Origin of the sequence: Streptomyces sp. NPDC051907 (assembly GCF_040681075.1) — a bacterium.
GTDB lineage: Bacteria > Actinomycetota > Actinomycetes > Streptomycetales > Streptomycetaceae > Streptomyces.
On sequence record NZ_JBFAYB010000063.1, the window covers coordinates 18,016 to 31,302 of the forward strand.

Annotated in this window: 12 protein-coding genes; 4 read left to right on the forward strand and 8 right to left on the reverse strand. The window is 73.2% G+C overall.

Features of this window, described 5'->3' with window-relative positions; translation table 11 throughout:
• Positions 1–4: 4 nt before the first annotated feature.
• The 5 genes from AB0M39_RS27760 to AB0M39_RS27780 all read right to left on the reverse strand — a co-directional run bounded on the left by AB0M39_RS27760 (position 5) and on the right by AB0M39_RS27780 (position 5,325).
• Positions 5–445: a universal stress protein gene (locus tag AB0M39_RS27760; protein ID WP_365368647.1), complete on the reverse strand. Its 441-nt coding sequence runs from the start codon at positions 443–445 to the stop codon at positions 5–7.
• A 117-nt stretch (positions 446–562) separates the two neighbouring features.
• Positions 563–1,642, reverse strand: coding sequence for an LLM class flavin-dependent oxidoreductase (locus AB0M39_RS27765; protein WP_365368648.1), 1,080 nt, complete (start codon positions 1,640–1,642; stop codon positions 563–565).
• Positions 1,643–1,783: 141 nt separating this feature from the next.
• Positions 1,784–2,578 (reverse strand): hypothetical protein, encoded by a 795-nt coding sequence (locus tag AB0M39_RS27770; RefSeq protein ID WP_365368649.1) that lies wholly within the window; start codon positions 2,576–2,578, stop codon positions 1,784–1,786.
• A 65-nt stretch (positions 2,579–2,643) separates the two neighbouring features.
• Positions 2,644–2,886 (reverse strand): hypothetical protein, encoded by a 243-nt coding sequence (locus tag AB0M39_RS27775; RefSeq protein ID WP_365368650.1) that lies wholly within the window; start codon positions 2,884–2,886, stop codon positions 2,644–2,646.
• 516 nt (positions 2,887–3,402) lie between these two features.
• Positions 3,403–5,325 carry an AarF/UbiB family protein gene (locus AB0M39_RS27780; protein WP_365368651.1) on the reverse strand — a complete coding sequence of 641 codons (1,923 nt, stop codon included), beginning with the start codon at positions 5,323–5,325 and terminating at the stop codon, positions 3,403–3,405.
• Positions 5,326–5,516: 191 nt separating this feature from the next.
• Here AB0M39_RS27780 and AB0M39_RS27785 point away from each other — a divergent pair, with 191 nt between their 5' ends.
• From AB0M39_RS27785 to AB0M39_RS27795, 3 genes are all read left to right on the forward strand, one after another.
• Positions 5,517–7,544, forward strand: coding sequence for an NADPH-dependent 2,4-dienoyl-CoA reductase (locus AB0M39_RS27785; RefSeq protein ID WP_365368653.1), 2,028 nt, complete (start codon positions 5,517–5,519; stop codon positions 7,542–7,544).
• Positions 7,545–7,567: 23 nt separating this feature from the next.
• On the forward strand, positions 7,568–8,146 hold the full coding sequence (locus AB0M39_RS27790) for a PadR family transcriptional regulator (protein ID WP_365368654.1): 579 nt from the start codon (positions 7,568–7,570) through the stop codon (positions 8,144–8,146).
• A 637-nt stretch (positions 8,147–8,783) separates the two neighbouring features.
• A complete protein-coding gene (locus AB0M39_RS27795; protein WP_365368672.1) occupies positions 8,784–8,963 on the forward strand; it encodes a hypothetical protein in 180 nt (59 codons plus the stop codon).
• An 18-nt stretch (positions 8,964–8,981) separates the two neighbouring features.
• Here the strand turns inward: AB0M39_RS27795 and AB0M39_RS27800 are convergent, their stop codons facing one another.
• Entirely contained in the window at positions 8,982–10,304 is a 1,323-nt protein-coding gene (locus AB0M39_RS27800) for a protein kinase (protein WP_365368655.1), read from the reverse strand.
• Positions 10,305–10,384: 80 nt separating this feature from the next.
• The gene (locus tag AB0M39_RS27805; RefSeq protein WP_365368673.1) at positions 10,385–11,704 is read right to left on the reverse strand and encodes an alpha/beta family hydrolase; all 1,320 of its coding nucleotides are present in this window, start codon (positions 11,702–11,704) and stop codon (positions 10,385–10,387) included.
• A gap of 115 nt (positions 11,705–11,819) precedes the next feature.
• Between AB0M39_RS27805 and AB0M39_RS27810 the strand changes: the two genes are divergently transcribed.
• Complete coding sequence (locus AB0M39_RS27810) at positions 11,820–12,641, forward strand: TIGR01458 family HAD-type hydrolase (RefSeq protein ID WP_365368674.1); 822 nt, start codon at positions 11,820–11,822, stop codon at positions 12,639–12,641.
• Between the two features lie 32 nt (positions 12,642–12,673).
• On the opposite strand, the gene AB0M39_RS27815 is transcribed toward AB0M39_RS27810, so the two are convergent.
• Positions 12,674–13,234 (reverse strand): hypothetical protein, encoded by a 561-nt coding sequence (locus AB0M39_RS27815; protein WP_365368656.1) that lies wholly within the window; start codon positions 13,232–13,234, stop codon positions 12,674–12,676.
• Positions 13,235–13,287 lie beyond the last annotated feature (53 nt).

Below are 13,287 nucleotides of genomic sequence, written 5' to 3' on the forward strand. Positions count from 1 at the left end.
GCGGTCAGGCGGTGTCGCGCACCACGACCACCGGGCACGGCGCGTGCTGGGTCAGATGCAGTCCCACCGATCCCAGCAGCGTCGCCCGGAATCCGCTGTAGCCGTGGTTGCCGACGACCAGCAGCGTCGCGCCGTCCGCGGCCCGGTCCATCAGGGCCTGGGCCGCGTTCCCGACCATCACCTTCTGGGCGATGGCGGCCGTCTTCTCCGCCCCGAGGGTCTCCTTGAGGGAGTCCTCCAGCACCTGGCCCGCCATCTTCTCGGGGTCGAAGTCGCTCGGCAGCCCCGGCACCATGGCCGCCCATCCCGCGGCCGGGTACTCCCAGCTGATCACCGCCTCCAGCGGGTCGCCGGTCAGCTCGGACTGCCGTACGGCCCAGCGCAGTGCCTTGAGGGAGGGCTCGGAGCCGTCCACGCCCACCACGATCTTGCCGCTGCCTGCCATGGCCGCCACCTCCGTCCGTATACCAAAAGCCTACGCAAAGTTAGACAAACAGGTCGGAAGGGTCCGTGCTCGGCGAGCCTCCAGTCCCTCAGCGCCTCCCCCTGCGCCTCCGCCGTCTCAGCGCCTCCCCGCGCCCGTCGTCGCCGGGTGCGCCGGCGCCGTCTCGGGGACCCCGGCCGGGCGCAGGCGCGCGAACTCCTTGCGCAGCACCGGCACGACCTCCTCGCCCAGCAGGTCCAGCTGTTCGAGCACCGTCTTCAGCGGCAGCCCGGCGTGGTCCACCAGGAAGAGCTGGCGCTGGTAGTCGCCGAAGGACTCGCGGAAGGTCAGCGTCTTCTCCACGACCTCCTGCGGGGACCCCACGGTCAGCGGGGTCTGCTCGGCGAACTCCTCCAGGGAGGGCCCATGGCCGTAGACGGGAGCGTTGTCGAAGTACGGACGGAACTCGCGCACCGCGTCCTGCGAGTTCCGCCGCATGAAGACGTGCCCGCCGAGCCCGACGATCGCCTGTTCGGGCGTGCCGTGGCCGTGGTGCGCGTAGCGCTCGCGGTAGAGGCCGATGAGCTGCTGGAAGTGCTCCTTGGGCCAGAAGATGTTGTTCGCGAAGAAGCCGTCGCCGTAGTACGCGGCCTGCTCGGCGATCTCGGGGGAGCGGATCGAGCCGTGCCAGACGAACGGCGGCACGCCGTCCAGCGGCCGGGGCGTCGCGGTGAAGCCGTCGAGCGGGGTGCGGAAGCGGCCCTCCCAGTCCACCACGTCCTCGCGCCACAGGCGGTGCAGGAGCGCGTAGTTCTCCATGGCGAGCGGGATGCCCTGGCGGATGTCCTGTCCGAACCACGGGTAGACGGGCGCGGTGTTGCCGCGCCCCAGCATCAGATCGACCCGGCCGTCGGCCAGGTGCTGGAGCATCGCGTAGTCCTCCGCGATCTTCACCGGGTCGTTGGTGGTGATCAGCGTGGTGGAGGTGGAGAGGGTGATCCGCTCGGTGCGGGCGGCTATGTGCCCGAGCAGGGTGGTCGGCGAGGAGGGCACGAACGGCGGGTTGTGGTGCTCGCCGGTCGCGAAGACGTCCAGGCCGACCTCCTCGGCCTTGCGCGCGATGGCGACCATGGCCTTGATCCGCTCGTGCTCGCTCGGCGTGCGGCCGTCGGTCGGGTCGGTCGTGACGTCGCCGACCGTGAAGATGCCGAACTGCATGGGGCTCACCTCTCGGGCCCGGGGCCGGCTCCCGCGCCTGCCGGGCGCTGGGAGCCGAGTCGGTTGCCGATTGTTTGTTGAATACGAAACAACCGTACAACCCTGCCCGTGATCCGCTCATTCCATGGTGAGCCCCCGCCGTCAGTTCGGCCCGGCCGAGTTGGCGAACAGCTGGGTGAAGGCTTCCGCCGACTCCGTGCCCGAGCGCCCATAGGGGGCGTCGAAGTCCCAGACCAGGAAGAGGAGGAAGGCGATCAGAGCGCTGAACAGCCCGGCGAGCAGCAGCTCGCGGAACGAGCGGCCGATCTGCATCGTGAAGATCAGTCCGACCGTGACCAGCGCGCCCGTGATCAGCCCGAACCACACCACACCCGGCAGCGTCTCGCCGACGGACGACGCCCGCGCGTTGCGGGCGTCGTCCGCCACGGCGACCTGGTCGACCAGCGGCTGGTAGGCCTGCGCCTCCAGCTCGTTGGCCGGCGGGCGCTTGGCGATGTCGTCCCGTACGGCGTCGAGCAGATCCCCGCCCTTGCCGGACAGCTCGTTGTGGTCGATCATCCGCGGCCACTCCTCGTTGACCACGTGCGCGACATAGGCGTCGATGTCCGTGCGCAGCTGCTGCTGGACGTCGGCCGGGTAGACGTGCGCGCGCTGGGTGATCTCGTACAGCGCCTGCGCCTCCCGCCGCACCTCGTCCTGCGCCGCGCCGCGGGCCTCCCAGACGCCCGCGATGGCGAGGCCGAGCACGATGGCGTACACGACGCCGACCATCATCGTCATGTACTCGAGGACGTCCGGGGTCTCGGCGACCTCGATGCTGTCGGGGTCCGCTCCGGCGGCGACCCTGGTCTGCCTGCGGTGGTTGAGCACGGCGACGACGAGGACGAAGGCGCAGGCGACGGCCATAGCGACGGCCAGGACCAGCCATTCCGACATGAGGGCTCTCCGAAGGTGCGGTTGATGCGGGGGCGGGGGGTGGTGCGGGGGTGCTGTCGTACGGGTCAGCCGCGGCCGCGCCGGGACGCGGTCGACTGGGAGCGGGGCCGCAGCATCGCGGCCGCCAGCACGGCCGGGGTGGTCGTCACGAGCATGAGAGTGACGAGGGAGGTTCCGCCGCGGGGCTTCCTCGACTGCGCGGGACGGTAGTTGCGCACGCCGAGCACGGCCGACGGCTTGGGGCCGGGCGCGGGCGGGCGCTCGACCGAGGGCTCGGGCGTCGGCTCGGGCGTGGGCGCGGCTGCCACGCGCGTCGGCGCCGGGGGCGCGGGGGGCGCCGGGGCCGGCTCGACAGGGGCCGGGGCCGGGGCCGGGGGCGCGGGGGCCGGCGGTGGCGTCGTCGGCACGGGGCCCGGCGCGCTCGGCCCCGGAGAGCCTGGCGGAGTCGGAGGGGGCGTCGGCGGCGGAGGCGTGGGCGTAGGCGGTGGGGAGGTCGGCGGCGGAGTCGGAGGGGGCGGCGTGGGCGTCGGCGTCGGCGGACAGTCATCGAACGTAACCGTCACCACCACCGACACCGGCATCCGCAGATCTGGCACGCCGTCAGCCGCCACCACGGCGCCGACCCCCTGAGGGGCCAGAATCGCCGCGATCCCCAGTACGCTCAACTTCTCCCATCCGGCCACAAGTGCACGGTATGAGGGATCAGTTGGACTTCGTCACTATGATCACCCGTACGGTGTCACATGGGACAACTGTCGGATTGTCCACCAGGGCGGCGGATTGCCCGTCAGGGCGGCAGCTCCTTCAGAGCGGCGGCTTGTCCGTCAGGGCAGCGGCCGGGTGAGGACGTAGACCGTGCGGAGCACCACCGCCGCCGACAGGACCAGCAGGTGGTAGCCGATCAGCGCGTACAGGCCGAGGCTCTCCGTCACCTCCGGCCCGCCCGCGGTGTCCAGCAGCTGGACGCCGACGACGCCGAAGAAGATGCCGAGGAAGGTCAGCAGCACCCGGCTGAGCAGCTCCCCGGCGAACCGCCGGTCGCGCGGGTCGGCGAGCAGGCGCACGTTCACGCCGATCCGGCCCTCCTCCAGCGCGCTGCCGATCCGGTCCAGCCGGCGCGGCAGCCGGCGCAGCACCGGCAGCAGGGCGACCAGCTCGTCGCGGGCGGCGTCGCGCGCGGTCGTCGGGCCGAGCTGCTCGGCGAGGCGGTCGGAGGCGTACGAGCGGGACGCGGCCAGCATGTCGAACCCGGCCGAGACCCGGTCGAGGGTGCCCTCCAGGGTGCCGAGCGCCCGGAAGACCGCGGCGATCTCCGGCGGCACGGCCAGCCGGAAGTCGGCGACCAGCCGGAACAGATCGGTGAACATCTCCGTGTCGGGGACCGAGCCGTGGCCGAGATGGCGGGCGCTGAACGTGCCGAGCGCCCGCTGCAGCCGCTGCTCGTCGACGTCTTCGGGCCGGTCGGTGATCTCCAGCAGCGCATCGCGCAGAGCGGCCGGGTCGCCCCGGTCCACGGCGACGAAGAGCCCGGCCATGGCGTCGCGCAGACCCGCGTCGATACGGCCCACGGAGCCGAAGTCCAGCAGGGCGGGGGAGCCGTCGGGGCGGAGCAGGATGTTGCCGGGGTGCGGGTCGGCGTGGAAGACGCCGTCGTGGACGATCTGGTTGAGGAGGGCGGTGAACAGGGTCTGGGCGAGCCGTCTGCCGTGCTCCTCGCTCTCGGCCCGCGCCTGGCCCAGCGGCACGCCGTCGATGCGGCTCATCACCAGGACGCGCTCGCTGCACAGCTGCTCGTGCAGCTGAGGCATATGGACGCTGTCGTCCTTGCGGACGGCCGCCGCGTGGCGCACGGCCTTCATATTGCGGGCCTCGACCCGGAAGTCGAGCTCCTCGCGCAGCGCGACCGCGAAGCCCCGGGCCAGCTCGGTCAGTCCGAGGGAGCTGCCCCAGTCGGTGCGGCTCTGCAGGGTGGCGGCGAGCCGGCCGACGATGTCGAGGTCGCGCTCCACCAAGTCCTCGATGCCCGGGCGCTGGACCTTGACGATGACGCGGGCGCCGTCGTGCAGCACGGCGGCGTGCACCTGGGCGATGGAGGCGGCGGCGATCGGCAGGCGGTCGAACTCCGCGAACACCTCCTCGGGCCGTGCGCCCAGCCCGGCCAGCAGCGCGCGCTCCACCTCGGGCCAGGGCGCCGGGGGCACCCGGTCCTGGAGGCTGCTGAGCTCCTCGACATAGGCCGCGGGCAGCAGGTCGCGCCGCGTCGACATCAGCTGGCCGAGCTTGACGAAGGTGGTGCCGCCCGCCTGGAGGGCCTGGCGCAGCTCCTTGGCGAGGAGCTCGTGGCGGGTCTCGTGGGGCCGGCCCCGGCCGCTGAGGTAGGGGCCGAGGCCGTGCCGGCCGGCGATCTTGACGATCTGGGAGTAGCGGCGGACGCGGGCGATCCTGGCGCGCAGCCGGTGCGGCCAGGACAGCGGGCGCAGACCGCCCGGCGGGACCGCCATGTCGACGGCGACCAGGGTGACCATGGAGGCGAGCAGGCCGACGCCGACCATCAGGGAGAACAGCTCTAAGCGCGCTCCCTGGGCCTGGAGCTGCGGGCCGATCAGCGAGCCGGTGACGGAGATCCCGACGAACCCGGCGATCAGGATCCGCAGCGGGCCGGCCTGGGTGCCGAGGAGCCTGCGGGCGAGCAACGGCGGCAGGACGACCACCGCGAATCCGCCGACTGCCGCGCCGATGACCCACATGCCCGTACGCCCCCCGCTGCCTCGGATCGTGACTCCCCTGCCCGTGATCAGGGTTCCCCGTGATCAGGATTCCCCACAGGCGCCTGATCCGCAGGCGAACTCTTATGCACCTTGTTGCATAAACGGCCGGCGGCAGCTACAACAGAAGCGTCGACAGGACCGTCGACCCCCTGCGCGAGGAGGCGCCACCGATGAGCCCGACGTCGTACCCCCATCTGCTGAGCCCCCTCGACCTCGGCTTCACCACGCTCCCCAACCGGGTGCTGATGGGCTCCATGCACGTCGGCCTGGAAGAGGCCCCCAACGGCTTCGAGCGGATGGCCGCCTTCTACGCCGCCCGCGCCCGCGGCGGCGTCGGCCTCATCGTCACCGGCGGCATCGCCCCCAACGACCAGGGCCGCCCCTACGAGGGCGGCGCGAAGCTCACCACCGCCGCCGAGGCCGAGCAGCACCGCGCCGTCACCGACGCCGTGCACGCCGAGGGCGGCCGGATCGCCCTGCAGATCCTGCACTTCGGCCGGTACGCCTACCACGCCGACCTCGTCGCGCCGAGCGCCGTCCAGGCCCCGATCAGCCCCTTCGTACCGCACGCCCTCACCGACGAAGAGGTCGAGCAGACGATCGAGGACTATGTGCGCACCGCCGAGCTGGCGAAGTCCGCCGGGTACGACGGCGTCGAGATCATGGGCTCCGAGGGCTACTTCATCAACGAGTTCATCGTGGCCGCCACGAACCACCGCACCGACCGCTGGGGCGGCTCGTACGAGAACCGCATCCGCCTCCCCCTGGAGATCGTCCGCCGCACCCGCGAGCGCGTCGGCGCCGACTTCATCCTGATCTACCGGCTCTCCATGCTCGACCTCGTCCCCGGCGGCTCCTCCCTCGAAGAGGTCGTCACGCTCGCCAAGGAGATCGAGGCGGCCGGCGCGACGATCATCAACACCGGCATCGGCTGGCACGAGGCCCGTATCCCCACCATCGCCACCTCCGTGCCCCGCGGCGCGTACACCTGGGTGACCAAGAAGCTGATGGGGTCCGTCTCGGTCCCGCTGGTGACCAGCAACCGCATCAACACCCCCGAGGTCGCCGAGGAGCTGCTCGCCGACGGCCGCGCGGACATGGTGTCGATGGCCCGTCCCTTCCTCGCCGACCCCGACTTCGTCGCCAAGGCGCAGGCCGGCCGGCCGGAGGCCATCAACACCTGCATCGGCTGCAACCAGGCCTGCCTGGACCACACCTTCAGCCTCAAGATCACCTCCTGTCTGGTCAACCCGCGCGCCTGCCACGAGACCGAGCTGGTGCTGGCCCCGACCCGGCTGCGCAAGCGCGTCGCGGTGGTCGGCGCCGGCCCCGCCGGGCTCGCCTGCGCCGTCTCGGCCGCCGAGCGCGGCCACCAGGTCACCCTCTTCGACGCGGCCGACGAGATCGGCGGCCAGCTGAACGTGGCCCGGCTGATCCCCGGCAAGGAGGAGTTCAACGAGACCCTGCGCTACTTCCGTACACAGCTGAAGGAGCACGGCGTCGAGCTGCGGCTCGGGGAGCGCGTGAGCGCCCAGACGGTCGGGGCGGGCGCGTACGACGAGATCGTCGTCGCCACCGGCGTCACGCCCAGGACCCCCGAGATCGAGGGCGTCGACCACCCGAGCGTGCTCAGCTACCTCGACGTCCTGCGCGACGGCGCGCACGTCGGCGAGCGGGTCGCGGTGATCGGCGCGGGCGGCATCGGCTTCGACGTGGCGGAGTTCCTCACGGACGGCGGCGACGGGGCGAGCCAGGACGCGGGCACGTACTTCCGGCAGTGGGGCGTCGACATGGACTACAGCGCGCCCGGCGGACTGGCCGCGCCCGTGCGCCCCACGGCGCCGCGCTCGGTCCACCTGCTCCAGCGCAAGGCCAGCAAGGTCGGCGCGGGACTCGGCAAGACGACCGGCTGGATCCACCGCACGGAGCTCAAGCACCGCGGGGTGACGATGACGGCGGGCGTGACGTACGACCGGATCGACGACGCCGGTCTGCACGTCACCGTCGACGGCGCGTCCTCGGTGCTGCCCGTCGACACCGTAGTGCTCTGCACGGGCCAGGAGCCGCGCCGCGACCTGTACGAGGAGCTGCACGCGGCTGGCCTGTCGGTGCACCTGATCGGCGGCGCGGACGTGGCGGCGGAGCTGGACGCCAAGCGCGCGATCGACCAGGGGACCCGGCTCGCGGCCGCGCTGTGACGGCCGGTCCCTAGGATCAGGCCATGTCCCTGCCGCACGCCATCCTCACGGCCCTGCTCGAGAAGCCCTCGTCGGGCCTGGAGCTGACCCGCCGCTTCGACAAGTCGATCGGCTACTTCTGGTCGGCCACCCACCAGCAGATCTACCGCGAGCTGGGGAAGCTGGAGCAGGCGGGGCACATCCGCGAGCTGCCGACGCGGCAGCCGACCCGCGGGCAGAAGAAGGAGTACGAAGTCCTGCCCGCGGGCCGTGAAGAGCTGTCCGCCTGGGTGGCCAAGGCGGAGGACCCCAAGCCGGTACGGGACGCGCTGCTGCTGCGGCTGCGGGCGGCGGGCGTGGTCGGCAGCGCGGGGCTGGCGCAGGAGCTGGAGCGCCATCTGGCGATACACCGACGCCAGTTGGCCCAGTACGAGGCGATCGAGGCGAAGGACTTCCCCCCGGACCGCCAGCGCACCGAGCAGGACAGGCTGCGGCATGTGGTGCTGCGGGGCGGGATCGAGCTGGAGACGTTCTGGACGAAGTGGCTGACGGAGGCGCTGAGAGAGCTGGGCGGGGAGGGGTCGGCTGAGGGGGGACGGTCGGCGTCGGCCGGGCTGGGCTGAGCGGGGCGCGGTCGGCACCGGGGCGGGGTTGAGCGGGGCGCGGTCGGCACCGGGGCTGGGGTTGAGCGGGGCGCCGTCGGCGCCGGGGCTGGGCTGAGCGGGCGGTGCCTCGGGGTGGGTTGGGCTGGCCCTCCGGGGCGGGTCGGCCTGGCGTGGTTGGTCTGTCGGGCCGGGTGTGGGCCGTGTGCCGGGCGTTGGCGCGCCGGCTGCGCTGCCCTCGGCTCACTCCGGCCGAGCTGGCCAGCCGGGCTGAGGCTCCGGCGCGGTCGAGTCGGTTGAGCGGGCGGTGCCTCGGGGTGGGTTGGGCTGGCCCTCCCGGGTGAGTCGGCTGGTCTGTCGGGCCGGGTGCGGGCCCTGTGCCGGGCGTTGGCGCGTCGGCTGCGCTGGCCTCGGCTCGCTCCGGCCGAGCTGGCCAGCCGGGCGGTGGCTCCGGCCGGGTTGAGCTGATCCCTCAGGGCCGCGGCGGCCCGGCGGGGCCGAGTTGCCGGGCCGAACCCGGTCGCGTCGCCCGGCCCCGCGCCGCCGAACCCGGTCGAGCTGCCCGGACCCGTGCCGCCTGACGTGCTGGGCGGGGGCGCCACTCTGGTGGAGCGTTCGACATGCGGCATCTGACGGCCCGTGAGAATCTCGCCGCGTGATGGATTCATTGATCGCCGCGTTCTCCGCGGCCGCGCTCGTCCTGATGGTGCGCTCCGCGCTCGGGCTGACCCGGGCCGGTGGCGCCGATCCGTCGACCGAGGCTCACTCGGTCACCTTGGCGCTCTACGGCTGTCTGGTAGCTCTGGTGACGTTGGCCATGTTCGTCACCCTGACCTGACCGCCGACGTCGGCCCGGCTACTCCTCGTCGGTCTCCGTGGCGATCGTGGGCTCCGGCGTGCCCGCGGTGCTGGTGTCCGGCGAGAACAGGGCCATGCCGACGAGCACGGCGACCACGAAGGCGACCACTCCGCCGATGGCGCTGACGAACCGCGGCCGTCTGCGTACCAGCGTCCGTGCCGAGGACTGCTTCCCCCGCCTGCCCCGCCCCCCGGCGGGCAGGCGGTACACGGTGGCGCTGTCGGCCTCGCGCGCGGGGCCGACGGGACCGACCGGGCTGAGCGGCGGCAGCGGCAGGGCCCCGGACGCGGGCGTGCTTCCCGGCGTGCCCGTGGGAGCGGCCGACTGGACCGGTCCCGGTCCCGGTCTCGCCGGCGGTCGCGTGGCGCCGGGCGGGACGCCGTGCGGGCCCTGCCCGGGCAGCGGCTGCCTGGGCAGGGCCGTCGCCGGACCGCGTACGGGACCGGACTGCGGCGCGACCGCACCCGCACCCGCCCCCGTGCCGCCCGTCCACGCGTCCGTACGGAACCAGGACGCCGCCTGGTCCGCCGTCGGCCGCGCCTCCGGCTGCTTGGCCAGCAGGCTCAGCAGATACGCCTCGAAGGCCGGCGCCACCCCCGCCACCAGCCGGCTCGGCGGCACCGGGGCCGCGTCCACATGCTGGTAGAGCGTGCCCGTGGCCGTGTCGGAGCGGAACGGCGGGCGCCCCACCAGCAGTTGGTAGAGCACGCAGCCCAGGGAGTACATGTCGGAGGCGGGTCCCGCCGGCTGGCCCAGCGCCCGCTCGGGGGCCAGATACAGGCTCGTGCCCACGATCTGACCCGCCGTCGTCAGCGCTCCCGAGGGGTCGTCCACGAAGCGTGCGATGCCGAAGTCGCCTATCTTCACCGCGCCTTCGGCGTCCAGCATCAGATTGCCGGGCTTGATGTCCCGGTGGACGATCCCCTGCCGGTGCGCCGCGGCCAGACCGGCCGCCGCCTGGGCCGCGACCTGCGCGACCCGCTCCGTGCGGAGCCCCTGCGCCTCGGAGGCGAGGACCTGCGCGAGGCTGACGCCTTCGACGAGCTCCATGACCAGGTAGAAACGGTCCTGCCAGGCCCCGAAGTCGAAGACCGCCACCACGTGCGGGTGGCTCAGCCGGGCCGCCGTCTGGGCCTCTAGGCGGAAGCGCGCCGTGGCCGAGGCGTCGACCTCGCTGCCCAGCAGCAGCTTCACGGCGACGGGCCGCCCGAGCACCTGGTCCGCCGCGCGCCAGACCTCGCCCATGCCGCCGCGTCCAATAGGAGTCTCCAGCAGGTACCGATCCGCCACCAGCACCTGCGCACCAACCCCGTTCCCCATGTGCCCCACCCCCGTATGCCGCCGGATCAGGGTACCGGGCAGTTCGAGCGCCCAGGCCGCCGCAGGGCTCGCCGCTCAACTCACCGTGTGCCGAGGTGAGTCGTGAACCAGTCGCGCGCCGAGGACGCGACCTCGTCGAGCGCTCCGGGCTCCTCGAAGAGATGGGTCGCGCCGGGGACGATCTCCAGGCGGTTCTCGCACCGCAGCTCCCGCTGGGCCTGGAGGTTGAGCTCGACGACGGTGGTGTCCCGGCCGCCGACGACGAGGAGCGTCGGCGCTCGTACGTCGCCGAGCCGCGGGCCCGTCAGATCCGGCCGCCCGCCGCGGGAGACGACCGCGCCCACGCCCTCGGGCGCCTCCGCCGCGGCCCGCAGCGCCGCCGCCGCTCCCGTGCTCGCGCCGAAGTAGCCGACCGGCAGCGGCTCGCGCTCGCGCAGCCAGCGGGTGACGCCGACCAGCCGCCTGGCCAGGGTCTCGATGTCGAAGACGTTCGCCCGGTCGGCCTCCTCGGCGGGGGTGAGCAGGTCGAAGAGGAGGGTGCCCAGGCCCGCCTGGTTCAGGGCCGTCGCCACCCGCCGGTTGCGCGGGCTGTGGCGGCTGCTGCCGGAGCCGTGGGCGAACACCACGACGGCCTGCGCGTTCTGAGGCAGTGCCAGATCGCCGGCCAGCCGGACCCCGTCCGCCTCCACGTCCACGGCCTCGACCACATCCTCGGCCACGGCTTCGGACACGGCCACCGGCGCCCGGGCCGCGCCGGCCGCCGGTGCGTTCGCGGCCTGCGCGAGCAGCCGTACGACCTCCTCGTCGGGGGTCTGCGAGAAGTCCTGGTACCACTCGCCCACCGCCGAGAACGCCACCGGCGTCGACAGGCACACCACCTCGTCCGCCTCCGTCCGAAGCCAGGCGACCGCGTCCGGAGGGGCCACCGGAACCGCCAGCACCACCCGCGCGGCGCCCTGCGCCCGGACCACCTCGCACGCCGCCGCGGCCGTCGCCCCCGTCGCGATGCCGTCGTCCACCACGATCACCGTGCGGCCCGCGATCTCGATGCGGCGCCGGTCCGCGCGGAACCGCTTCGCCTGCCGTACGAGCTCGGCCTCCTCCGCGTGCTCGACGGTCTCGACGTCGGAGCGCCGCAGGCGACCGCGCCGCACGATGTCGTCGCTGATCACCCGTACCCCGCCCTCGCCGATCGCGCCGAACCCCAGCTCACGGTGGTAGGGCACGCCCAGCTTGCGGACCACGATCACATCGAGGGGCGCGCCGAGCGCCTGGGCCACCTCGTAGGCCACGGGAACCCCGCCGCGGGGCAGTCCCAGCACGACGGGATCGTCCCCCCGCATCTGCCGCAGGGCCTCGGCCAGCTGTCGGCCGGCGTCCGTGCGATCGCTGAAGAACACAGGAACCACGTCCGCATACGTACGCTTCTGCTCCGAATATCCGAAACAGCCCCTTGTTCCATTATGTCGCACGGCGGGGGCGGCCGACCGCCCGAGCGCTGCCGCGCGGGGATCGATCCTTGCCGCGCAGGGGCGGGTCGTGTTCCATGATCGTATGAAACGCATCCGGGCCGTCCTGATCGACGTCGACGGCGTGCTCGCCGTGTCCTGGAAGCCGCTGCCCGGCACGGTCGCCGCCATGGAGCGCCTGCGGGCCGCGGGACTGCCGCTGGCCCTGGTCACCAACAACACCTCCCGCACCCGCGCCTCGATCGCCGAGAAGCTGTCCGGCGTCGGCTTCCCCGTCGGCGAGGACGACGTCCTCACCGCCCCTGCCGTCACCGCCGCCTATCTGCGCGAGCACTGCCCGGGGGCGCGCTGCGCGCTGCTGAACACCGGAGACGTACGCGAGGACCTGACGGGCGTCACGCTGGTCGCCGTCGACGACGACCCCGACGTGATCGTCCTCGGCGGCGCGGGAGACGCCTTCTCCTACGAGGCGGTCAACGCCGTCTTCCACCAGCTCCAGCGCGGCGCCCGGCTCGTCGCCATGCACCGCAACCTCTACTGGCGTACGGACGCGGGCCTCGACCTCGACACCGGCGCGTACGTCCTGGGCCTCGAACGGGCGGCTAGCACCGAGGTGGAGGTCACCGGCAAGCCCTCCCCGGCGTTCTTCGCCTCGGCCCTCTCCCATCTCGGCGCCTCTCCCGCCGAGGCGCTGATGATCGGCGACGACATCGAGGCGGACGTCCTGGCGGCCCAGCACGCGGGGATCACGGGCGTGCTCGTGAAGACCGGCAAGTACCTCCCGCAGACGCACGAGGCGGCGGACGGCACTCCGGACCATGTTCTCGACTCCTTCGCCGACCTCCCCGAGCTCCTCGGAATCGGCTGACCCGACGACCGCCACGACGACCGCCCCGACGGTCAGCCGAGGCCGGAGACCTTGAAGACCGTCCGCGCCGTCTCGCGCTCGATCCGGGCGCCCAGCCGGCGCAGCGCCGTCGCGCCGCAGCGCAGGGCGCCGCGGTCCAGGCAGCCGCGGACGTCGGTGTCGAGCTGGTGCCACAGCGCCGGGTTGGCCACGAACACGCGGGGGTCGACCTCGACCCGGTCGCCGTCCGCGTCGCGCAGGACCAGGCGCTGGGCGACCCCGTCGGACCAGCGGACGGAGACCAGCCGGTCGGTGCGGACCGTCCGGCGCCGGAGCAGTCCGCGGGAGGCGAGCCAGCCGGGGCCCGCGGAGATCCGCGGGGGCGTCAGCACGGCGAAGAGCAGTGCGCCCAGGCCCGTCCACAGGATCGCGCGCGGCCAGGTGAGCTCCTGGTCGCCCGCGTCGACCGTGAACAGCAGGACGACGAGCAGCGCGGCGCAGCGCACCGCGAAGCGCAGGTCGCCCGTCCAGTCGCCGTCGTGCGCCGTCGCTCCAGGCGGAGTCAGGGCGCGGCCGGGACGGCGACCGTGCACCGCTCGGGTGAGTCGTCCCATGGGAACGACGGTAGGAAGCCGAGCCGCCCAGTGGTGAGGGGCAGACGGGTCGT